At 69.5% G+C, this 19,918-nt stretch carries 19 protein-coding genes and 1 tRNA gene; 13 read left to right on the top strand and 7 right to left on the bottom strand.

Annotated elements, in window-relative coordinates; translation table 11 throughout:
- The first annotated feature begins 35 nt into the window (after positions 1-35).
- The 4 genes from ftsH to KBY96_RS13105 all read left to right on the top strand — a co-directional run bounded on the left by ftsH (position 36) and on the right by KBY96_RS13105 (position 3,827).
- Positions 36-1,922 carry an ATP-dependent zinc metalloprotease FtsH gene (gene ftsH, locus KBY96_RS13120; protein ID WP_254979911.1) on the top strand — a complete coding sequence of 629 codons (1,887 nt, stop codon included), beginning with the start codon at positions 36-38 and terminating at the stop codon, positions 1,920-1,922.
- 76 nt (positions 1,923-1,998) lie between these two features.
- Positions 1,999-2,967 carry an ornithine carbamoyltransferase gene (argF, locus tag KBY96_RS13115; RefSeq protein WP_254979910.1) on the top strand — a complete coding sequence of 323 codons (969 nt, stop codon included), beginning with the start codon at positions 1,999-2,001 and terminating at the stop codon, positions 2,965-2,967.
- A 75-nt stretch (positions 2,968-3,042) separates the two neighbouring features.
- Positions 3,043-3,702, top strand: coding sequence for a transcriptional repressor LexA (gene lexA / locus KBY96_RS13110; RefSeq protein ID WP_254979964.1), 660 nt, complete (start codon positions 3,043-3,045; stop codon positions 3,700-3,702).
- A gap of 52 nt (positions 3,703-3,754) precedes the next feature.
- A tRNA-Ala gene (locus KBY96_RS13105) sits at positions 3,755-3,827 on the top strand.
- A gap of 96 nt (positions 3,828-3,923) precedes the next feature.
- On the opposite strand, the gene KBY96_RS13100 is transcribed toward KBY96_RS13105, so the two are convergent.
- The gene (locus tag KBY96_RS13100; RefSeq protein ID WP_254979909.1) at positions 3,924-5,408 is read right to left on the bottom strand and encodes an apolipoprotein N-acyltransferase; all 1,485 of its coding nucleotides are present in this window, start codon (positions 5,406-5,408) and stop codon (positions 3,924-3,926) included.
- A gap of 54 nt (positions 5,409-5,462) precedes the next feature.
- Here KBY96_RS13100 and KBY96_RS13095 point away from each other — a divergent pair, with 54 nt between their 5' ends.
- The 3 genes from KBY96_RS13095 (at position 5,463) to KBY96_RS13085 (ending at position 7,204) form a co-directional block, all read left to right on the top strand.
- A complete protein-coding gene (locus KBY96_RS13095) occupies positions 5,463-5,816 on the top strand; it encodes a phasin family protein (protein WP_254979908.1) in 354 nt (117 codons plus the stop codon).
- Positions 5,817-5,845: 29 nt separating this feature from the next.
- Entirely contained in the window at positions 5,846-6,484 is a 639-nt protein-coding gene (locus KBY96_RS13090; protein WP_254979907.1) for an FKBP-type peptidyl-prolyl cis-trans isomerase, read from the top strand.
- Positions 6,485-6,604: 120 nt separating this feature from the next.
- Positions 6,605-7,204: a superoxide dismutase gene (locus tag KBY96_RS13085; RefSeq protein WP_254979906.1), complete on the top strand. Its 600-nt coding sequence runs from the start codon at positions 6,605-6,607 to the stop codon at positions 7,202-7,204.
- Here KBY96_RS13085 and queA read toward each other — a convergent pair whose 3' ends face one another.
- The 3 genes from queA to KBY96_RS13070 are packed head-to-tail and all read right to left on the bottom strand — an operon-like array spanning position 7,205 to position 10,213.
- Positions 7,205-8,362, bottom strand: a complete 1,158-nt coding sequence (queA, locus tag KBY96_RS13080; RefSeq protein ID WP_254979905.1) for a tRNA preQ1(34) S-adenosylmethionine ribosyltransferase-isomerase QueA — start codon at positions 8,360-8,362, stop codon at positions 7,205-7,207.
- Positions 8,352-9,713, bottom strand: a complete 1,362-nt coding sequence (locus tag KBY96_RS13075) for a dihydrolipoamide acetyltransferase family protein (RefSeq protein WP_254979903.1) — start codon at positions 9,711-9,713, stop codon at positions 8,352-8,354. Before KBY96_RS13075 ends, queA begins: the two co-directional genes overlap by 11 nt.
- A 56-nt stretch (positions 9,714-9,769) precedes the next feature.
- Entirely contained in the window at positions 9,770-10,213 is a 444-nt protein-coding gene (locus tag KBY96_RS13070) for a YlqD family protein (RefSeq protein WP_254979901.1), read from the bottom strand.
- Positions 10,214-10,315: 102 nt separating this feature from the next.
- Between KBY96_RS13070 and stpA the strand changes: the two genes are divergently transcribed.
- Positions 10,316-11,545 carry a glucosylglycerol 3-phosphatase gene (stpA, locus tag KBY96_RS13065; protein WP_254979900.1) on the top strand — a complete coding sequence of 410 codons (1,230 nt, stop codon included), beginning with the start codon at positions 10,316-10,318 and terminating at the stop codon, positions 11,543-11,545.
- Here the strand turns inward: stpA and KBY96_RS13060 are convergent.
- Both KBY96_RS13060 and lipB read right to left on the bottom strand, forming a co-directional pair.
- Positions 11,536-13,479, bottom strand: coding sequence for an AMP-binding protein (locus tag KBY96_RS13060; protein WP_254979898.1), 1,944 nt, complete (start codon positions 13,477-13,479; stop codon positions 11,536-11,538). The genes stpA and KBY96_RS13060 overlap by 10 nt on opposite strands.
- 29 nt (positions 13,480-13,508) lie before the next feature.
- The gene (lipB, locus tag KBY96_RS13055; protein ID WP_254979897.1) at positions 13,509-14,189 is read right to left on the bottom strand and encodes a lipoyl(octanoyl) transferase LipB; all 681 of its coding nucleotides are present in this window, start codon (positions 14,187-14,189) and stop codon (positions 13,509-13,511) included.
- Positions 14,190-14,246: 57 nt separating this feature from the next.
- Between lipB and hpf the strand changes: the two genes are divergently transcribed.
- The 5 genes from hpf to KBY96_RS13030 are packed head-to-tail and all read left to right on the top strand — an operon-like array spanning position 14,247 to position 19,023.
- Entirely contained in the window at positions 14,247-14,834 is a 588-nt protein-coding gene (hpf, locus tag KBY96_RS13050; RefSeq protein ID WP_254979896.1) for a ribosome hibernation-promoting factor, HPF/YfiA family, read from the top strand.
- A 10-nt stretch (positions 14,835-14,844) separates the two neighbouring features.
- Positions 14,845-15,519, top strand: coding sequence for a deoxyribose-phosphate aldolase (deoC, locus tag KBY96_RS13045; protein ID WP_254979895.1), 675 nt, complete (start codon positions 14,845-14,847; stop codon positions 15,517-15,519).
- A 6-nt stretch (positions 15,520-15,525) separates the two neighbouring features.
- Positions 15,526-16,344: a DNA repair protein RecO gene (gene recO / locus KBY96_RS13040; RefSeq protein WP_254979894.1), complete on the top strand. Its 819-nt coding sequence runs from the start codon at positions 15,526-15,528 to the stop codon at positions 16,342-16,344.
- A complete protein-coding gene (locus KBY96_RS13035) occupies positions 16,341-17,687 on the top strand; it encodes an MFS transporter (protein ID WP_254979893.1) in 1,347 nt (448 codons plus the stop codon). Before recO ends, KBY96_RS13035 begins: the two co-directional genes overlap by 4 nt.
- A gap of 28 nt (positions 17,688-17,715) precedes the next feature.
- Positions 17,716-19,023, top strand: a complete 1,308-nt coding sequence (locus KBY96_RS13030) for a glycosyltransferase family 4 protein (protein ID WP_254979963.1) — start codon at positions 17,716-17,718, stop codon at positions 19,021-19,023.
- Here the strand turns inward: KBY96_RS13030 and pyrF are convergent.
- A complete protein-coding gene (pyrF, locus tag KBY96_RS13025; RefSeq protein ID WP_254979962.1) occupies positions 18,971-19,648 on the bottom strand; it encodes an orotidine-5'-phosphate decarboxylase in 678 nt (225 codons plus the stop codon). The two genes, KBY96_RS13030 and pyrF, sit on opposite strands and share 53 nt — an antisense overlap.
- Positions 19,649-19,918: the final 270 nt, after the last annotated feature.

Here is a 19,918-nt window from a genome sequence, read left to right as displayed (position 1 = left end):
CACGCCTAGTTTGGGGCGAGATACCCGTCAGCGCCATGCCCATCCGCCAGGACGACAACCGTCCGACGCGCCGCTTCGGTCTGATCAACCTGGTGCTGATCGGCATTGGCGTGCTGTTGCTGTTCAGCAATTTCCTGCCCAACAACTCGATGCAGCAGGTGCCGAGGGTGCCCTATTCGCTGTTCATCGATCAGGTGAATGACGACACGGTGAGTCGCGCCTTCATCACCCAGGACCAGATCCGCTACGAGCTCAAGGAACCTCCTGCCGAAGGAGCCCCCACGGTGCTGGCCACCACGCCGATCTTCGACATGGATCTGCCCCAGCGGCTGGAGCAGCACGGGGTGGAATTTGCCGCCGCACCACCCCAGAAACCCAACTTCTTCACCACCCTGCTGAGCTGGGTGGTGCCGCCGCTGATCTTCATCCTGGTGCTGCAGTTCTTTGCCCGCCGCAGCGGCATGGGTGGCGGTGCCCAGGGAGCTCTCAGCTTCACCAAAAGCAAAGCCAAGGTGTATGTGCCCGATGAGGAATCACGGGTCACCTTCGCCGATGTGGCTGGAGTGGATGAGGCCAAAACCGAGCTCACCGAGATCGTCGACTTCCTCAAGAAGCCCGAACGGTATGCCGCCATCGGCGCCCGCATCCCCAAGGGAGTGCTGCTGGTGGGCCCTCCGGGCACCGGCAAAACCCTGCTCTCCAAGGCTGTGGCCGGTGAGGCCGAGGTACCTTTCTTCATCATCTCCGGCTCCGAATTCGTGGAGCTGTTCGTTGGCGCCGGCGCCGCCCGGGTGCGCGATCTGTTTGAGGAAGCCAAGAAGAAAGCTCCCTGCATCATCTTCATCGACGAACTCGATGCCATCGGCAAGAGCCGCTCCGGCTCGATGGGCGTGGTCGGCGGCAACGACGAGCGCGAGCAGACCCTCAACCAGCTGCTCACCGAGATGGATGGCTTCAATTCCCAGGAGAAGCCGGTGATCGTGCTGGCGGCCACCAACCAGCCGGAAACCCTCGACGCCGCCCTGCTGCGCCCCGGTCGTTTCGACCGCCAGGTTCTGGTCGACCGCCCCGACCTCTCGGGCCGCCGCACCATCCTCGATATCTACGCCAAGAAGGTGAAGCTGGCCGACGGGGTGGACCTCGATCGCATCGCCCAGGCCACCGCCGGATTCGCCGGAGCCGACCTGGCCAACCTGGTGAACGAAGCGGCCCTGCTGGCCGCCCGCGGTTACCGCACAGCTGTGGAACAGGGCGACCTCAACGAGGCCATCGAACGCGTGGTGGCCGGCCTGGAGAAGAAGAGCCGGGTGCTGCAACCCGATGAGAAGAAGGTGGTGGCGTACCACGAGGTGGGCCACGCGATCGTGGGTCACCTGATGCCAGGGGGCAGCAAGGTGGCCAAGATTTCAATCGTGCCGCGGGGCATGAGCGCCCTGGGCTACACCCTTCAGCTGCCCACCGAAGAGCGCTTCCTGAACTCCAAGGAAGACCTCGAGGGTCAGATCACCACCCTGCTGGGCGGCCGCAGCGCCGAGGAAGTGGTGTTCGGCGAAGTCACCACCGGCGCCGCCAACGACCTGCAGCGCGCCACCGACATCGCCGAGCAGATGGTGGGCACCTATGGCATGAGTGAGACCCTTGGCCCCCTGGCCTACGACAAACAGGGCGGCAGCCGCTTCCTGGGTGGCCCCAGCAATCCCCGGCGGGTGGTCAGCGACGCCACGGCCCAGGCCATCGACAAGGAGGTGCGCGGCCTGGTGGATCGCGCCCACGACCGCGCCCTGTCGATCCTGCAGCACAACCGAGAGCTGCTGGAAACGATCTCCCAGAAGATTCTCGACAAGGAGGTGATCGAGGGGGACGAACTCAAGGACCTGTTGGCCAGCAGCACCCTGCCCAGGGAGGCCGCCCTGGTGGCCTGAGTGGGCCAGGCCCGGGGGGCCGTCGCTTGACGGCGAGGCCCCCGATCCCGCATAAGTGTTGTTTGTTGTGGCCCCGATGCAGTCCGCCTCAGCGCAGTCCGCCTCAACCGCCGCCTGCCTCACCGAGCTGCGTGGCCGCGACCTGCTCTCCTCCGCTGACCTGTCATCTGAGCAGACCAGCGCACTGCTTGCCTTGGCGAGCGCCGTCAAACAAGGGCAGGTGCGGTTGGATCTGAGCGGCAAGGTGCTCGGCCTGATCTTCCTCAAGGCCTCTACCCGCACCCGGGTGAGCTTCTCGGTGGCGATGGGCCGTCTGGGGGGCCAGGTGATCGACCTCGACCCCTCCGTGACCCAGGTGGGGCGTGGTGAGCCGATCGCCGACACCGCCCGGGTGCTGAGCCGCTTTGTCGATGGGCTGGCCATCCGCACCTTCGCCCAGGCGGAGGTGGAGGACTACGCCCACTGGGCGTCGGTTCCGGTGATCAACGCCCTCACGGATCTGGAGCATCCCTGCCAGGCCCTGGCCGACTACCTCACCCTGCAGGAAGTCTTCGGCGAGCTCCCAGGCCTCACTCTCAGCTATGTGGGAGACGGCAACAATGTGGCCCACTCGCTGATGCTCTGCGGCGCCCTGCTGGGGGTGAACGTGCGCGTGGGCTGCCCGCCGGGCTTTGCGCCGGATGACGGCATCTGCAAACGCGCCCAGTCCCTGGCAGCCAGCCGCGGTGCCACGGTGGAGGTGCTGCACGACCCTGTCGCCGCCGTGCGTGGCGCCCACGCGCTCTACACCGATGTGTGGGCCTCCATGGGACAGGAGGAGGAGAAGGAGACCCGGCAGCAGGCCTTCGCCGGCTGGTGCCTCAACGAGGACCTGCTGGCCGAGGCCGACCCGCGGGCGATCGTGCTCCACTGCCTGCCCGCCTACCGGGGCCTGGAGATCAGCGCCGGCGTGATCGAGGGCAGTGCCAGCCGGGTGTTCGACCAGGCCGAGAACCGCCTGCACGCCCAGCAGGCCCTGCTGGCAGCTCTGCTGGGAGGGGTGTGAGCAGACGGGGCTGGACAAACCGGCCTCGGGAGGGTACATCTGTATCAGTACCAGCGCTCCCTCCAGGCCGTGGCGATCTCCCCATTCCGATCCCTCTCCGGCCCTTCCCTCACCAGTCCCTCCGCCCCCCATCGCCAGGAGCTCACCGCGGCCCAGCAGGAGCTCTACGACTGGCTGGCTGACTACATCGGCCAGCATCGCCACAGCCCCTCGATCCGCCAGATGATGCAGGCCATGGGCCTGCGCTCCCCGGCGCCGATCCAGAGCCGGCTGCGTCACCTCCAGCAGAAGGGCTGGCTCACCTGGGAGGAGGGCCAGGCCCGCACCCTGCGGCTGCTGGGCCAGGAGGCCAGCGGCGTGCCGGTGCTGGGAGCCGTGGCGGCCGGCGGACTGGTGGAGACCTTCGACGATGTACGGGAGCACCTGGATCTGCAGGCCGTGATCGGCGGCCGGGAGCTATTCGCCCTCAGCGTCAACGGCGACTCGATGGTGGACGCCCACATCGCCGACGGCGATGTGGTGCTGCTGGAGCCGGTGCACGACCCCAGCCGCCTCAAGCCGGGCACGATCGTGAGCGCCCTGGTGCCCGGCAGCGGCACCACCCTCAAGCACTTCCACCGCCAGGGCGGCACCGTGACCCTGGAGGCAGCCAACCCTGCCTATGCGCCGATCGTGGTGCCGGCCGACCAGGTGACGGTGCAGGGCCGCCTGGTGGCGGTGTGGCGCCAGGTGTGAGGACAGGGCAGGCCGCGTTGTAAGCTCTGACCGCGCCAAAGGGCGTACAAACGGGGCCATAGCTCAGCTGGTAGAGCACCTGCATGGCATGCAGGGGGTCAGGAGTTCGAGTCTCCTTGGCTCCATCGTTCATCCCTCCGGAGGGGCAGGGCACATCCCGCAGCTGAGGCTCCTGTCCGACGTTCTGTGAGGTTGTCCATCCTCCTGGAATCAGGAGCGGTTCATCGCAGCAGCCAGCGCCAGCAACCCAGGAGCAGCGCCAGCACGATCAGCGGCAGCTCTCCCCAGCGCACATAGGGGGTCAGCCCAGACCGTATGGCCACGCTGAGCAGGTCCATGGCAGGCCTGGAGGCCGGCAGCCGCTCACTGATCACTCCCTGCGGTGAGATCAGCCCGCTGGGGCCGGTGTTGGCCACACTCACCAGCCAGCGGTTGCTCTCGATCGCCCTCAGCTGGGCCAGCGCCTCGAACTGGCGTTGCAGCACCAGGGGGTAGGGGTCGAGATTGGCGCTGGCCAGCAACCAGCCCGCGCCATTCCAGGTGGCGGCGGCCAGTCCATGACCATCGGCAATTTCGTAGCAGATCGCCACCCCGATGGACGCCGGGATCCGGGGCAGCAGGCGTGAGGGCGGCCCCGGCTCGATGCCCCCCACCGCCGACAGGCCACTCCAGCGCACCAGTCCCTGAAACGGCACCCACTCCCCCAGGAGCACCACGCGGTGCTTGTCAATCGCCTGGGCGGGTTGACGCGATCCCGCGGGGAAGCGCAGCAGCGCGCTGCGCTGCGCGCCGGCAGGGCCGGCGCTGCGGAAGCCCCCACTCAGCAGTTCAACCGCCGCCGGCTGCGCGAGCACCGGATCCAGCCCCAAAGCCCCTTCCGGCAACACCGCCAGATCCGCCTGCCGCGCCCGGGCCTGCTCCAGGCCCGTCTGCAACTGGCGCTGCAGGCGCAGGCGCGAGGTCGCGGCGAATTTCTCCCGGGTGGGGATGGCGGGCTGGAGCACCATCACCCGCTCCAGGGCAGGGCCGCCGCCCCCGAGCTCCCCGCCGCGATTGATCAGGGCAAGGCCACCGCCATGGAGCAACAGCAGCGGCAGCAGCAGCGCCGGCAGCACCTTGAGCCCGAGTCGCCGCCGTTCCCGGAACGCCCACCAGAACCCCCAGCCGATCAGCAGCTGCAGCGCCGCCACCAGGCCCGCCCCACCCACCGACGCAAACCCCGCCAGGGCCCGGTCGCCGGGCAGGGCCGATCCCCCCAGGCCGATCCAGAACAACGGCCCGCGGGCCAGCAGCACCTCCGCCAGGCCCCAGGCCAGCGCCAGCAACAGGGCACTGCTGGGCCGCGTCGGCCCCAGTCGAGCCGCGCACCGGCCCCAGATCCCAACCAGAACCCCGCCCAGGGCCGAGATCAACAGCAGCAGCAGCCAGCAGAGGGGCAGGCTCAGGGCCAGGGGAACCCCGATCCAGTCGAGGGGGTGGAGGCCCAGCAGCCAGCGGTGGCTCACCAGCACCGACGCCGCCCCCCAGCAGGCCGACGCCCCCCCCGGTGCCGGCCCCGCCACCAGTGCCCAGAGCAGCGCCAGGGCCAGCCACAGCAGCGGCACGGCGCCCGCCGGAGGCAGGGCCCAGCCGGCCAGGGCCCCGCTCAGGGCGGCGAGCGCCAGGGACTGGGATGGTCCTAGCTGAAGCTCGACACGTTGGGTCATGGCCAGCCAGGGTAATCAGCGCCATCGTTGGGCTGGTTGAATCCGCTGCTGTCGATGGATCCGAACAACCCCCTGCAACAACTTCTGCTCCGGGGCCTGGGCACCACGTCCCTGCTGGCCGACCGGCTGCGCTACGTGAGCCAGGAGTGGGTGCGCAGCGGCAAGCTCGATCCCAGCCACGCCCCGGCCCTGGTGGAGGACGTGCTCAAGGCCCTGCGGGGTGACACCCCGGGCCTCGAGCAACAGGCTGAGCGACAACTGGAGCGCAACCGCGATCAGCTGCTGCAGGATCTGGGCGTTCCCCTGCAGCGCGAGCTGGATGAGCTGCGCGGCCGCATCGACCGCCTGGAGCAGACCCTGCGCCAGCGCAGCCAGGGCGAACGGGACGGCGAGCCCGGCGGCAGGTGAGTCACAATCGGGCCATCCCCATCACGGCCATGCGCGACATCCTCATCAGCTCCGGAGTGTGTGTGGCTTGCCTGCTGCTGGCGCTGATCAGCCAGCTGGTGAGTCCCACCCCGGTGGCCGCCGCCCCCAGCTCCCCCTCCACGAGCGGAGCCCCTGTCACCCCGGCTCTCGTCCGCAGCGGCAATGCCCCGGCAGACGTTGCGGAACGGGATGCCTTCGAGCTCGATCCCGAGGATCCCAACCCCACCCTCTTCACCATGGCCCCAGACAACATCGATCCGCAGCTGGCCCAGGCCAGTGTCCTGGGGGGGGAGCTGGTGGCCCCCAAGGAGCGGATCACCGAGAGCGGCCTGCGCATCACCGACCTGCAGATCGGTGATGGACCTGTGGCCAGCTCCGGCCAGACCGTGGTGGTGAACTACCGGGGAACCCTGGAGAACGGCCGCGAATTCGACAGCAGCTACGGCCGCGGCCCCTTCTCCTTCCCCCTGGGCGCCGGTCGCGTGATCCGCGGCTGGGATGAGGGCGTGGCCGGCATGCAGGTGGGTGGCAAGCGCAAGCTGGTGATTCCTCCGGATCTGGCCTATGGCCAGCGCGGCGCCGGGGGGGTGATTCCCCCCAACGCCACCCTGATCTTCGAGGTGGAGCTGCTGGAGATCAAGGGCTGAGCGGGGCCAGGGCAGCACCGGGCAGCCGGCGCAGCCAGGACAGCTCTCCTGGAGGGCTCGTTAGGATCGCGGTGCCGTACGGACCACCGCACGGCAACATCCAGCAATACTCCCTGTTTCATGGCTCACACGCTCCCCGCCCTGCCCTACGACCTCGACGCGCTGGAGCCCCACATCTCCCGCCAGACCCTGGAGTTCCACCACGGCAAGCACCACAACGCCTACGTCACCAACCTCAACAAGTTGGTTGCCGGAACCGATCTCGAGAGCAAGAGCCTGGAGGACACGATCTCCAGCGTGGCCGGAGATACGGGCAAGGCTGGCGTGTTCAACAACGCCGCCCAGGTGTGGAACCACAGCTTCTACTGGCAGTGCATGAAGCCCGGTGGTGGCGGCCAGCCCACCGGCGCCCTGGCCGACAAGATCAACGCCGACTTCGGCAGCTTCGAAGCTTTCGTTGAGCAATTCAAAACCGCCGGTGCCACCCAGTTCGGCAGCGGCTGGGCCTGGCTTGTGCTGGACGGCGACACCCTCAAGGTCACCAAGACCGGTAATGCCGACCTTCCCCTCGCCCATGGTCAGAAGGCTCTCCTCACCATGGATGTGTGGGAACACGCTTACTACATCGACTACCAGAACCGCCGGCCCGATTACATCACCACCTACCTCGAAAAGCTGGTGAACTGGGACTTCGTGGCCGCCAATCTGGCTGCCGCCTGATCAGGTCCGTGCCCCCGGCAGCACGGCTTCCGGGGGAATCCACATGGCATCTCCATAGGAGAAGAAGCGATACTCGCGCTCGATCGCCTCGGCGTAGAGCGCCAACAGGCGCTCACGGCCGATCAGGGCACTCACCAGCAGCAGCAGTGAGCTCCTGGGCAGGTGGAAGTTGGTGAGCAGGCCCTGCACCACCGCAAAGCGGTAGCCGGGCTGGATCACCAGGTTCACCGGACCGCTGTGGGGCGCCAGCTCGCCGCCGTGCAGCCTGGCCACCGCCTCCAGGCTGCGCACCGATGTGGTGCCGATGGCGATCACCCGGCCGCCGCGGGCCCGGCAGGCGGCCACCGCCCCCACCAGCTGGGGGCTCACCTCCACCCACTCGCTGTGCAGCTGCAGGCGGCTGAGGTCTTCGGTGTTCACCGGACGGAAGGTGCCGAGGCCCACATGCAGGGTGGTGCTGGCCACCTCCACCCCCCGCCCGCGGATCGCCGCCAGCAGGGCGTCGCTGAGGTGCAGGCCGGCGGTGGGGGCCGCCACGGCGCCGGGACGGGCCGCGTAGCGGGTTTGATAGCGCTCGTGATCCGCGGCGTCGTGGTCCTGGATGTAGGGCGGCAGGGGCATGGCGCCGTAACGCAGCAGCAACGGCTCGAGGGTGGCCGCATCGCCGCAGTCGGGCGGAAACTGCACGATCCGCCCGCCGGTGTCGGCATCACTGCCCAGCACCTGCACCGCCAGCGGCGGCTGCCCTTCAGCCACCACCTCGATCCAGTCGCCGGGCCTGAGTGTCTTGGCCGGTCTGGCCAGACACAGCCACTGGCCCGGGCCTGCAGCGTCACCAGGCCTGGGCTCCCAGGGCTCGAGCACCAGCAGCTCCACCGCCCCGCCGCTGGGACGCCGGGCCCGCAGCCGGGCCCGCAGCACCCGGGTGTCATTCACCACCAGCAGATCGCCGGGACGCAGCTCCTGGCGCAGATCCCACACCGTGAGGTGGCGGGCATGGGGAGCCGGGCCCACCCCCGCAGAATCCACCGCCAGCAGCCGGGCGGCGTGACGGGGTTCCACGGGCCGCTGGGCGATGCGGTTCTGGGGGAGATCGAAGCTGTAGCTGGAGAGTCGCTGGTCGGCCGGCGCCGCCGAGCTGTTGGGCTCAGAGTGCAAGGCTCTCAGGATTGGTCTCGATCAGCTGGGCCAGGTCCTTGAGGAAGGCGGCGGCGTGCGCCCCGTAGATGGTGCGGTGATCGCAGGTGAGGTTCACCTGCATCTGGTTGGCCACACGGATCGAGCCGTCCTTGCCCGCCACCACCGTGGGCCGCGAGGCGGCCACCGCCAGGATGGCGCCGGTGCCCGGGGGCAGGATCGCGTCGAAGCGGTCCACACCGAACATCCCCAGGTTGGAGAGGGTGAAGGTGCCGGTGCTGTATTCATCGGGCTGCAGCTGCTTGCTGCGGGCGCGAGCCACCAGGTCGGCCCAGTTGCGCGCCAGCGAATAGATGTCGGTTTGATCGGCGCTGGCCAGCACCGGGGTGATCAGGCCGCCGTCCTCCATCGCCACCGCCACCGCCACATTCACCGCCGCCGGATAGGCCATGGCGCTGCCGTCGGCGCTGGTGGCGGCATTCACCTGGGGATGGCGGGCCAGGGTCACGGCCACGGCCTTGGCCAGCAGGGCGGTCATGGTCACGCCCTTGCTCTTCACCTGCTTGTAGAAGGCGTCGAGCTTGGTGGTGGTGATCGTGTAGCCCACCCGGAAGCAGGGCAGCTCCAGGCTGGCGAGCATGTTGCGGTTGACCGCGTTCTGCAGGGTGTTGAACGCCACCGCCTCGCCGGGCCGACCGAAGGTCTGACCGGCGGGCGCAGACGCCGGGGCGGCGGCGGCGTTGCCGTTCCCGGCAGCGGCAGGAGCCAGGGCCGGGCCGGTACCCTCGGCCACCCGGGGCACGGTGATCGGCTGGCCGGTGGCAGACAGCACGTCCTCGGCCTGAATGCGGCCATGGGGGCCACTGCCGCGCAGGGCATTGAGGTCCACCCCCAGCTGGCTGGCCAGTTTCCGGGCACGGGGGGACGCCACCACCCGGCCGCTGGCCGTGGAGGCGGGCACGGGAGCAGCCGGCGCAGCCGGTGGAGCGGCGGCAGTCGTGGGTGCAGGGGCTGGGGGCGCCGCGGGAGGCGATGGGACAGCGGCGGCCGGCGGCGCGGTCGATGGGGCCGGAGCGGCAGCCGCAGCGGGGGCAGCCGGGGCCTTGGCGGCGGCCTCGGCGATCTCCGCCTCGGTTTCCACGATCAGGCCGATGGTCTCCCCCACCGGCGCGGTGCCGCCGGCGGGCATCAGCACGGCGGCCAGGTATCCCTCCTGGAAGGCCTCCACATCCATGTCGGCCTTGTCGCTCTCCACCACCAGCACCGATTCACCGCGCTCAACGCGCTGGCCCGGCTGCTTGAGCCACTCCACGATCTTCCCCTCCGTCATCGTCGAGGAGAGGGCGGGCATGAAGATTTCGTGGGTGGCCAACGGGATGCGCCGCAGTGTCGGGGGGAATTTTACGAGCCCTGCCGCTGGCGTCCCGTTCAGAGGGCGCCTTCGATGGCTTCGATCACGCCATCGCGCACCAGCACAGCAGCCTGCAGCTTCTCCACCAGGTTGTCGCCCACCCCCACGGCGACCACACTCTCCAGCTGGCCCTGCTCCACCACCTGCTCCATCTCCAGCTCGCTCACCTGGCGCTGCTGCTCGAGAATCTGGCGCTTCTGCTCCTCCAGTTCAGCCCGCTTGGAGGCCACCTGCTGCTGCACCGAGCCCACCTGCTCCTGCACGCGGGGATCGAGCGGATTGAGGCTCTGGCGCCGGATTTCGTCCACCAGCTGCTGACCCTCCCGCTCCAGCTGGGCGAGCTGGCCATCGCTGTTGGCCAGGGCATTGCTGAGTTCGCGCTCGGCGTCCTCCTTCCAGCGGGGTGTGACCACGGCCCGCACGGTGATCGAGCGCTTGATGGTGATCGTGCCGTCGGCCATGAACTCACTGCTTCAGTGCTCAGGCTGTCAGTCGCCCTGCCACCGGTCAACCACCACGGCAGCGGGGCTCCGCTGGCAGGGTGAGCGGAGTTGCTGCGGCCCGTGGACACACTCAGCCCCACCGATCTGCTCGCCGAACTCCGCCCCCGGCTGCGGGATCCGGCCAGCCTCCTGGTGGTGCAGGACCTCGATGGGGTGTGCATGGATCTGGTGCTCGACCCCCTCACCCGCCGGATCGAGCCCAGCTACGTGCAGGCCGCCAGGCAACTCGACGGCCGCTTCAGCGTGCTCACCAACGGCGAGCACGAAGGCCGCCGCGGGGTCAACCGGCTGGTGGAGCGGGCCCTGGGGGAGGCCCACGTTCCGAGCCGGCATGGGCTCTATCTCCCCGGCCTGGCGGCCGGCGGGGTGCAGCTGCAGAACCGCCACGGCCAGGTGGACACCCCCGGGGTGAGTGCCACCGAGCTGGCCTTCCTGGAGGCGCTCCCCGCGCGCATGGCCGAGGAGCTGCGGGCCTGGTTGCCGGGCCTGCTGCCACGGCTGGACAGCCCTGAGCTGGAGCGCCAGATCGCCCGGGCCGTGCTCGACAACCCCCTCTCGCCCACCGTCAATCTCAATGGCCTGTTCCAGCTCAGCGCCGCCGGCGAGCGTCCGGCAGCGCTGGCGCGGGAGCTGCAGCAGGGTCTGCTGGAGCTGATGCAGGGCCTGCTCGAGGAGGCCGAGCTGCAGAGCCTTGCCGGCAGCTTCTTCCTGCACATTGCCCCCAACGTGCTCGACGGCGAGGGCCGCGAACGGCCCGTCTGGGCCTCGGAGAGCGGGATCGGCACCACCGATGTGCAGTTCATGCTGCGCGGGGCCGTCAAGGAGGCGGGCCTACTGGTGCTGATCAACCGCCACATCGCCCGCCACCACGGTGTGCACCCCCTGGGTGAGGCCTTCAACGTGCGCACGGCTCCCCGCCTCCACGCCGATCTGCTGGCCCTGGCGGCGGAGCGCATCCCGCCTTCGCTGATGCCCCAGCTGGTGGGGGTGGGCGACACGATCACCTCCACCCCCGGGCCCACGCCCGGCAGCTGGCGGCGAGGGGGGAGCGACCGCGGTTTTCTCACGCTGCTGCAGGATCTGGGCCGATGCTTCGACCGGCCCAACCGGGTGGTGCTGGTGGACAGCAGCGGCGGCCAGGTAAGCCGGCCTTCGATGGCCGACGGCCGCCTCCAAGGACTCACCGACCCCGAGGATCCGCTGCGGCTGGATGCCCTGTTTCCCGGCGGGCCAGCCCAGTACCGGGCCTTCTTCGGCGAACTGGCGGCCGATCCGGCCGTTCAGCGGTAGAGGGCCTCGATCGCCGCCGCGTCGCGCTCGGCGATGCGGTCCCGGCGCTGCTTCAGCGTCTGGGTGAGCAGGCCGTTCTCGAGGCTGAATGGCTGCACCAGCGCCACCGCGCCCAGGCGCTCCTCGGGACGGGCGCCGGGCCGGGCCGCCAGCAGGCGGTTGCACTCGCGGGTGAGGGCGCGCAGCAGTGCCGGCTCGGCCTCTCTCCCGCCCTCGGAGAGGGGCAGGCCGGCCTGGCTGGCAAACGCCTCCAGCGGTTCACGGCGGGGCACCAGCAGGGCGCCGAGCTGCTTGCGGTCGTGGCCCACGAGCATCACCTGCTCCACCAGCTCGCTGGCCGCCAGCGTTTCCTCCAGGGGGCCGGGCTCGATGTTCTCACCGCTGCTGAGCACGATCGTGTCCTTCGCCCGGCCGGTGAGCACCAGGCAGCCATCGGGCAGCAGCCTGCCCAGATCACCGGTGTCGAACCAGCCCTCGCCATCGAGCGCCCGGGCGCTGGCCTCAGGCTTGCCCCAGTAGCCCGCCATCACCTGGGGGCCCCGGGCCAGCACCAGCCCCCGCTCGCCGATGGCCAGGGGCCGGCGATGGTCGAGATCCACAATGCGGATCGAGGTGGCCGGCAGGGGCTGGCCGGCACTGCCGCGGCGGTTGGCCCAGGGCCTGCGGCAGGTGAGCACCGGACTGGTCTCGGTGAGGCCATAGCCCACCAGCAGCTCAATGCCGATGGCCTCGAAGAAGCTGTCCACATGCAGGGCCAGGGCGCCACCGCCGCTGATCGCGGTACGCAGGCGCCCGCCCACCAGCTGGCTGCGCACCCGGGGCCAGAGCAAGACGGCCGCCAGCCGGTGCAGGGGCCAGCGCAGTGCCGCCTGCAGGACGGCCGTGAGGCGGGCGGCGACGGATTCGGGGGCCAGGGTGAGGTCGAGGGCCTGGCGGCGGGCCAGGCCGTAGGCCCGGCTGTTGGCCAGAGCCCGGCTGATCAGGCCCTGGCGCATCGGCGGCATGGCGCCCAGGGCCTCCTCGAACCCCGCCAGCAGCGCCTCCCAGAGCCGCGGCACACTGATCAGGTAGTGGGGGCGCACCCGCTGCAGATCACCCCGCAGTGCCTTGAGGGTGGTGTAGGTCTGGTAGCAGCCGGCCGAGAACAGGAAATATTCGGCGCTGCGCTCATAGGAGTGCCAGATCGGCAGCACGCTCACCACCCGGTCGCCGGGGTGGGGTGCCACGGCCACGCCGAAGTGGCGCAACTGGTGCAGCAGATTGGCGTGGCTGAGGGGCACGCCCTTGGGGCGGCCTGTGGTGCCGGAGGTGTAGAGGATCGTGGCCAGGCGCGCCGGATCCGACGGCGGCGCAGGGGCGGCCCTGCCCTGATCCAGGGCCATCGCCCCCGCTTCCAGCAACCGGCCCCAGGAGAGACAGGGCAGATCCCCGGGCTCTGCCGCCGCCTCCCCCTCCAGCAGCACCACGAAGCGCAGGGCAGCCAGCCGCTCGGCCGAGAGGGCCAGCCGCTCGAGCAGCGCCGCCGACTCCACCACCAGACCGATGGCGCCGGAGTCTTCGAGGATGTACCGCAGCTCATCCAGCGGCGCCGCGCTGCCGCGCACGGCGTCGGCAGCGCCAGAGCGCATCAGGCCCTGGTCGCTGATCAGCCAGCGGGGGCCGTTCTCGGCGAACAGCGCCACCACATCCCCGGCCTTCACACCCAGGCCCGTGAAGGCCGCAGCCACCTGCTCGATCCGCAGCTGCAGCTGCCGGTAGCTGCAGGCCTCCGGCTCACGGGCATGGGGGGCCTCCACCGCCGGAGCATCGCCGTACAGCCCCACCAGCTCCGGCCAGAGCTGCTCCAGGCCGGTGAGGGCGCTCCAGTCGTGGCGTTCGGCCAGAGCCTGGCTGTCGCGTCGGCTGGCCGTCCACTTGACCTCAGCAACGGCCATGGCAGCACATGCGGATCTCCCTTCAACCCTTACCACCCCTCCAGCGCTTCGCAGGCGGCGGGGGGCCGCAAGCGCAGTTGGAAGCGCGCGGCGAAGCAGTCCGCCAGGGGCCGGCGCAGGTCGGCAGCGGTGAGCTCGGGCCGCCAGTCCGCCAGGCGGCCCACTGGCCTCCCGGCGATGCCGCAGGGCACGATCGCCCCAAATCCCTCCAGGCCGCAGTCCACATTCAGGGCCAGGCCATGCTGGCTGATCCAGCGGCGGGCGCCCACACCGATCGCCGCCAGCTTGCGCCCCTCCAGCCACACGCCCGTGAGGCCCTCGAGGCGGGTGGCGTCCAGATCGAGGCCGGCCAGCAGGTCAATCACCACCTGCTCAAGCTGGCGCAGGTAGAGGTGCAGGTCGCCCCCGTGACGCTGCAGGTTGAGCACCGGATAGAGCACCAGCTGGCCGGGCAGGTGGTGGGTCACCTCGCCGCCGCGGTCGATCCGGTGCAGCGGCAGGGGCGGGGCCGCCGGATCGAAGCCCAGGTGCACCGTGCTGGCCCCGCGCCCGAGGGTGTAGCAGGGCTCGTGCTCCAGCAGCAGCAGGGCATCGGCGCCGGCCGGGTTCTGCAGCAGACGCCGCTGCAGCTGGCGCTGGGCATGCCAGGCCCGTGCAAAGGGCACCGGCCTGGAGGCTTCAAAAAGGATTGCGTCGGACGAGGGGGCCATGGGGAGGGCGCCTTCCTACCGTTGGCACATGAGAAAACCGGAGGCGGCTGCCATCTGATGAAACTGTTGATCCATGGCCGCAATCTTGAAGTGACCCAGGCGATCCGGGACTACACCGAAACCAAGCTGTCCCGTGCCGTCAGCCACTGCGAGGACATGGTGAAGGAGGCCGACGTGCACCTGTCGGTGGCCCGCAACCCGCGGGTGCCGCAGCAGATCGCCGAAGTCACGATGTTCGCCAACGGCACCGTGATCCGTGCCCAGGAGCGCAGCGACAACCTCTACGCCAGCATCGATCTGGTGGCGAGCAAGCTCACGCGCCAGCTCGACCGCTACAAAAAGCGCCTGCAGGAACGCAGCCAGGGTCCGGTGCACCGTTCGGCCCGCGATGAGGAGGCGGGAGCCGCCACACTGCCGCCGCCTGGCACCAGCCTCACCGACGGCAAGGAGCCCGAGCTTCCCAGCCGCGGCGTGCGCCGCAAGTACTTCGACATGCAGCCGATGACGCTTGATGACGCCGTGCACCAGCTGGAGCTGATCGACCACGACTTCTTCCTGTTCCGCGATGCCGATTCCGGCCAGCTGCAGGTGGTGTATCACCGCAACCACGGTGGTTTCGGGGTGATCCAGGCCAAGGACGCCTGAGCCGGTCCCCGTGAGCCAGGAACGGCCCGACATCGCCCCCCTGATCGACCATGCCCTGCTGGATCCCCACCACGGTCTCGACGCCATCCACCGCTGTTGCGATGAAGCCCGCCACTTCGGATTCGCTGCGGTCTGCCTGGCCTCACGCTGGGTGACCCCGGCCCGGGAGCGACTGCCGCGGCCAAGTGAGGGTCGCGGCCCGTCGCCACGGCTGGTGAGTGTGGTGGGCTTTCCCTTCGGCGCCATTCCGCCGGAGGTGAAGCTTGCCGAGGCCGAAGCGGCGGCCGCCGCCGGAGCTGACGAACTCGATGTGGTGCCCGATTTCGGCGCCCTGGCCGATGGCGACACCGGCGCCGTGCTCAGTGAACTGGAGGCGATCTGCGATCTCGGGCTGCCGGTGAAGGTGATCCTGGAAGCCGAACGGCTGCCGCCGGCCAGGCTGGAGCTGCTGGTGGAGATCAGCATCGACGCCGGCGCCCGCTTCCTCAAAAGCGGCAGCGGCTTCGGCCAGGCGGTCACGCCAGCACTGGTGGAGCGGTTGCGGCAGCTGGCCCGGGGCCGGGCCGCCGTGAAGGCCTCGGGGGGCATCGCCGATCTGGAGCAGGCCTTCGCCCTGGTGGAAGCCGGCGCCAGCCGGCTGGGCACCAGCCGTGGCGTGGCACTGATGCAGGCCCTGCGGGCCTGAGCTGCCGTGGCCGAGTTCCCGGTGGAGGGCCTGGCCCTGAGCTGCAGGCCCCTGGGAGAGAACGATCGGCTGCTGACGCTGCTCAGCGACAGCCATGGCCTCATCCGCCTGGCGGTGCCAGGCGCCCGCCGGCCGAAGAGCAGCCTGGCGGCAGCGGTGCCCCTGGCCCATCTGCGCCTGCAGGTGGGCGGCAACCGGGGCCTGCGGCGGGTGCGGCAACTGCGCCTGCTGCGCAGCTATGGCGGCCTGGGCCAGCAGCTGGAAACCCTGGCTGCGGCGCAGGCTCTGGCCGAACTGTGCCTGGCACTGGTGCCGGACGAGGTACCGGCCCCCGGCATGCTGGCCGACCTGTTGTTGCAGCTGGGGCGGCTGGAAGCGTTTGTGCGCGAGCCACAAGCGGGGGTAGAGGCCCTGGCGGTGGCCGTGCAGGGGTCGGTGCACCTGCTGGCGCTGGGCGGCTACGCCCTGCCCCTGGGCCGCTGTGCGCGCAGCGGGGAACCCCTGCAACCGCCGATCGGCGACCGGAACTGGCGCAGCAGCTTCGTGCCGGCCGACGGGCTGATGATCGGTAGCCACAGCCAGGCCCGCCTGGTGCTCAACGCCTCGGAGCTGGCGCTGCTGCAGCGGCTGGTGCGGCCGGCGCCGCCACGGCGCCGGGATGGCGTCCTGATGGGTCCACCGGTGGTGTGGCTGCGACTGCTGGAGCTGGTGGCCTGCTGGTGCGATGAACATCTCGGGCGGCGGCCCCGCGCCTTCCGCCTGCTGGCCAACAGCCTCAACGGCCTGCTTGAGAGTGGCGCGATGGATGGGGACGCCCCGCCGTGACAGTTCCCCCGGCCAACGATCGCCAGGACACCGGCGTGGCGGCGGTGCTCGCCCGCCACGACTTCCGCTGGCTCTGGCTGGGGCAGATCTTCTCCCAGCTGGCCGACAAGTTCTACATCGTGCTGATGGTGTTCCTGATCGCCCAGCACTGGGTGAGCGGCACCGCCAGCAGCCCCGCCCTGGCGGGGGCAGCTGCGGCCATGCGGATCGAGGTGCCGGAAACCAGGGCCCAGCTGATCACCCTCCTGGCCACAGGGATCTACGTGGCCAACACGCTGCCGGCGGTGTTTCTGGGGGCGCTGGCGGGAGTCTGGGCCGATCGCTGGCCCAAGCGCAGGGTGATGGTGGCCTCCAATGGCCTGCGGGCCGTGCTGGTGCTGCTGGTTCCCTTGAGCCTGCTGGAGGGGCCCCAGTGGCTGGGACTGCCCTGGGGGTATTGGGCGCTGCTGGTGCTCACACTTCTGGAGTCGTCACTCACCCAGTTCTTCACACCGGCTGAGCAGGCCGCGATCACCAGCCTCGTGCCCCAGCCCCAGCTGCTGGCGGCCAACTCGATCTATCAGACCACGAGCATGGCCACCACGATCGTGGGCTTCGCCCTGGGCGAACCGATCCTGCGGCTGCTGCGTGATGGCCTGGCCCGGCTGGGGGTGAATGGGGGTGAGTTTCTGCTGTTGCCGTTCTGCTACGTGGCAGCGGCGCTGGCGATCAGCAGGATCCGCCGCCACGACGAACCGCGGCGGCGGCAACGATCGCTGCGCCGGGAACTGGGGGAGGGCGTGGCGGTGCTGCGCCAGCGGCCGCGGGTGGCCTGGGCCATGCTCCAGCTGGTGCTGCTCTACAGCCTGCTGGCAGCCCTCACCGTGCTGGCGATCAGCCTGGCCGCGGCCGTGCCGGGGCTCGGCCCCACCCGCTTCGGAGTGCCCCTGGCCATGAGTGCCCTGGGGCTGGCCGCCGGAGCACTGGCCGTGGCCCAGCTGGGCCAGGCGATCGGCAGGCACCGGCTGGCGGCAGCGGGGCTGGCCCTGATCGGCTGGAGTCTGCTGCTGCTCGGGCGGCTGCTCGGCAGCCTGCCGTTCACGCTGCTGCTGTGCGGGGTGCTGGGAGTGGGGGCAGCCCTGCTGGCGATCCCCACCCAGACCACGATTCAGGAAGGCACGCCCAGGTCGCAGCGGGGCAAGGTGTTCGGTCTGCAGAACAACCTCATCAACATCGCCCTGAGCCTGCCCCTGGTGCTGGCCGGGGCCACGGTGAGCCGTTGGGGCCTGCTGCCTGTGCTGCAGACCCTCGCCGCTCTGGCGCTGGTGGCAGCGCTGGCGGAGCGACCCTGGCGCCGCTGGTAGCGTCAACCCAGTTCAAGCGGACAGGTTGGTGATTCATGTTGCCTGGCTGGGCAAGAAATCGCCGTTCTGCGGGAACGTCACCTATGGCCTCAACACGACTCACGCCTTGAAGAGCCGCGGGTACGGGGTCAGCTTCATCCACTTCGACACCCCGGCCACCGGTCAGTTCGGCCTCGCCGAACCCCAGGGGCGACAGCCCGTCACGCCATCAGGCTCGTTCTCGGGCGACAGCCACGCTCAGCTGGCTGATGAACGCGCCGCGACAGATCCATCGCGGGCAAACCCTGCAGCCGATGTGGCACTGCCCTACCTGGTGAAGTCGCAGGTGTACACGATCCCCTCACCGGGTGCCCAGCGGGAACTGCGGGAATCGCTGGAGCGGCTGCAGCCAGATCTGGTGCACGCCAGCCTCACCCTTTCGCCGCTCGACTTCCGCCTGCCGGAACTCTGCCAACAACTTGGACTGCCGCTGGTGGCCACCTTTCACCCGGCGTTTGATGCCAGCCTGCGCAATCTCGCCTCCGGCACCCAGCAACTCACCTACCAGCTCTACGCCCGCTCCCTGGCCCGCTTTGATCGCGTGATCATCTTTTCCGAGCTCCAGGCTGAAGTGCTGGAGCGGCTGGGGGTGTCAGCCGAGCGGCTGGCGGTGATCCCCAATGGGGTTGATCCCCAGCTCTGGTGTCCGGCCGAGACGCAACCGAGCGCGGCTTTTCCCGAGCTGCGGGAGCGCTTCAGGGGCCAAAGGGTGTTTCTCTACATGGGCAGGTTGTCCACGGAGAAGAACGTTGAGGCACTGCTCAAGGCCTGGCGGCTGGTGCGTCCGGCCGGTTGCGTGCTCGTGATCGTGGGTGATGGCCCGCTGCTGGGTGCCCTGCAGGCCGGTCGTGAGGAGGCGGATGTGGTCTGGTGGGGCTACGAATCCCGCCTGGAAGTGCGCGTGGCCCTGCAACAGATCGCTGAGGTGTTTCTGTTGCCCTCCCTGGTGGAGGGGCTGAGCCTGGCACTGCTGGAGGCCATGGCAAGCGGCACCGCCTGCGTGGCCACCGATGCTGGAGCCGACGGTGAAGTGCTGGAGGGTGGGGCGGGCATCGTGATGCGCACACAGGGGGTCACGACCCAGCTGCGAACGCTCCTGCCGGTGTTGCGGGATCAACCGGTGCTCACAGCGGAACTGGGCCTGCGGGCCCGCAGACGGGTGCTGGAGCGCTACACCCTCGCCAACAACATCGATGCGGTGGAACAGCTCTACGCCGAGGTGCTGGCCGCCGACCAGCTCCCCCTCAGCCGTGCTTCAAACTCCGGCAACAGTCGGCAAAGGCCTCGGGTGGGTTGACCGAACCCGTGATCGGCCGACCGATCACCAACCGACTGGCTCCAGCCGCCAGCGCCTCAGCCGGCGCCATCACCCGGGCCTGATCTCCAATGGGGCTCCCCTGGGGCCGTATCCCGGGTGCCACCAGAACAAACGGTTCGGGATAGCGCGCTCGCAAGACGGCCAGCTCGTGGGGGGAGCAGACACATCCTCCGATCCCAGCCTGGACGGCCAGGTCGGCCAGCTGGGAGACGTGCTGCTCAAGAGAACCAGCAACCTTGAGTTGCGCTTGGAACGCCTGCTCATCCCAGCTCGTGAGCACGGTCACAGCAAGCAAGCACGGTGGCTGGTGCCCCTCCCGCTGGGCCTCCTCCGTCACAGCAAGCTGGGCCTGGGTAAGGGCGAAACAGCCGGCAGAGGCATGCACGGTGATGAGCTCGGCGCCAAGGGCGGCAGCCTGTCGGCAAGCTGCCGCCATGGTGGCTGGAATGTCGTGGAATTTGAGATCGAGGAAGATCCGCTTTCCCCGATCCCGCAGCGCCGCAACGATTTGCGGACCACCAGCAACGAACAATTCCAGGCCCACCTTCACCCACTGGAGCTCGGGGATCGATTCACTGAAGCGCAGGGCGGAATCCGGATCCATGCCATCGAGCGCCACGATGATGCGATCAGCAGGCTGAAGACCAGACACAGATCCTCACAAGTAGGGAAACGCGCGCTGATGAGCCGCTCTCATACTCACAGACAGACGCACCTGGCTGCCAGACACCGCTGTGAAACGGATGGCTTAAAACCTGTGTAGGGATTGGAAGGGTGTGGTTCCTGGCATCGACCTAGTCTCTCAGGGGGCTACCCCCCAAATACCGTCGGCGCTGCAGCGTTTCACGGCCGAGTTCGAGATGGATCGGCGTGG

Origin of the sequence: Cyanobium sp. ATX 6A2 (genome assembly GCF_024346355.1) — a bacterium.
Lineage (GTDB): Bacteria > Cyanobacteriota > Cyanobacteriia > PCC-6307 > Cyanobiaceae > NIES-981.
The sequence above is the reverse complement of the archived record's forward strand: the minus strand, read 5'-3'. Positions and strand labels throughout refer to the sequence as shown.

What these genes read in the sequence shown, in the direction of transcription:
- ftsH (WP_254979911.1), top strand. Translation starts at nt 36, where the DNA reads ATGCCCATCCGCCAGGACGACAACCGTCCGACGCGCCGCTTCGGTCTG.
- argF (WP_254979910.1), top strand. Translation starts at nt 1,999, where the DNA reads ATGCAGTCCGCCTCAGCGCAGTCCGCCTCAACCGCCGCCTGCCTCACC.
- KBY96_RS13100 (WP_254979909.1), bottom strand. Translation starts at nt 5,408, where the DNA reads ATGACCCAACGTGTCGAGCTTCAGCTAGGACCATCCCAGTCCCTGGCG.
- KBY96_RS13095 (WP_254979908.1), top strand. Translation starts at nt 5,463, where the DNA reads ATGGATCCGAACAACCCCCTGCAACAACTTCTGCTCCGGGGCCTGGGC.
- KBY96_RS13090 (WP_254979907.1), top strand. Translation starts at nt 5,846, where the DNA reads ATGCGCGACATCCTCATCAGCTCCGGAGTGTGTGTGGCTTGCCTGCTG.
- KBY96_RS13085 (WP_254979906.1), top strand. Translation starts at nt 6,605, where the DNA reads ATGGCTCACACGCTCCCCGCCCTGCCCTACGACCTCGACGCGCTGGAG.
- KBY96_RS13070 (WP_254979901.1), bottom strand. Translation starts at nt 10,213, where the DNA reads ATGGCCGACGGCACGATCACCATCAAGCGCTCGATCACCGTGCGGGCC.
- KBY96_RS13060 (WP_254979898.1), bottom strand. Translation starts at nt 13,479, where the DNA reads ATGGCCGTTGCTGAGGTCAAGTGGACGGCCAGCCGACGCGACAGCCAG.
- lipB (WP_254979897.1), bottom strand. Translation starts at nt 14,189, where the DNA reads ATGGCCCCCTCGTCCGACGCAATCCTTTTTGAAGCCTCCAGGCCGGTG.
- hpf (WP_254979896.1), top strand. Translation starts at nt 14,247, where the DNA reads ATGAAACTGTTGATCCATGGCCGCAATCTTGAAGTGACCCAGGCGATC.
- pyrF (WP_254979962.1), bottom strand. Translation starts at nt 19,648, where the DNA reads ATGGATCCGGATTCCGCCCTGCGCTTCAGTGAATCGATCCCCGAGCTC.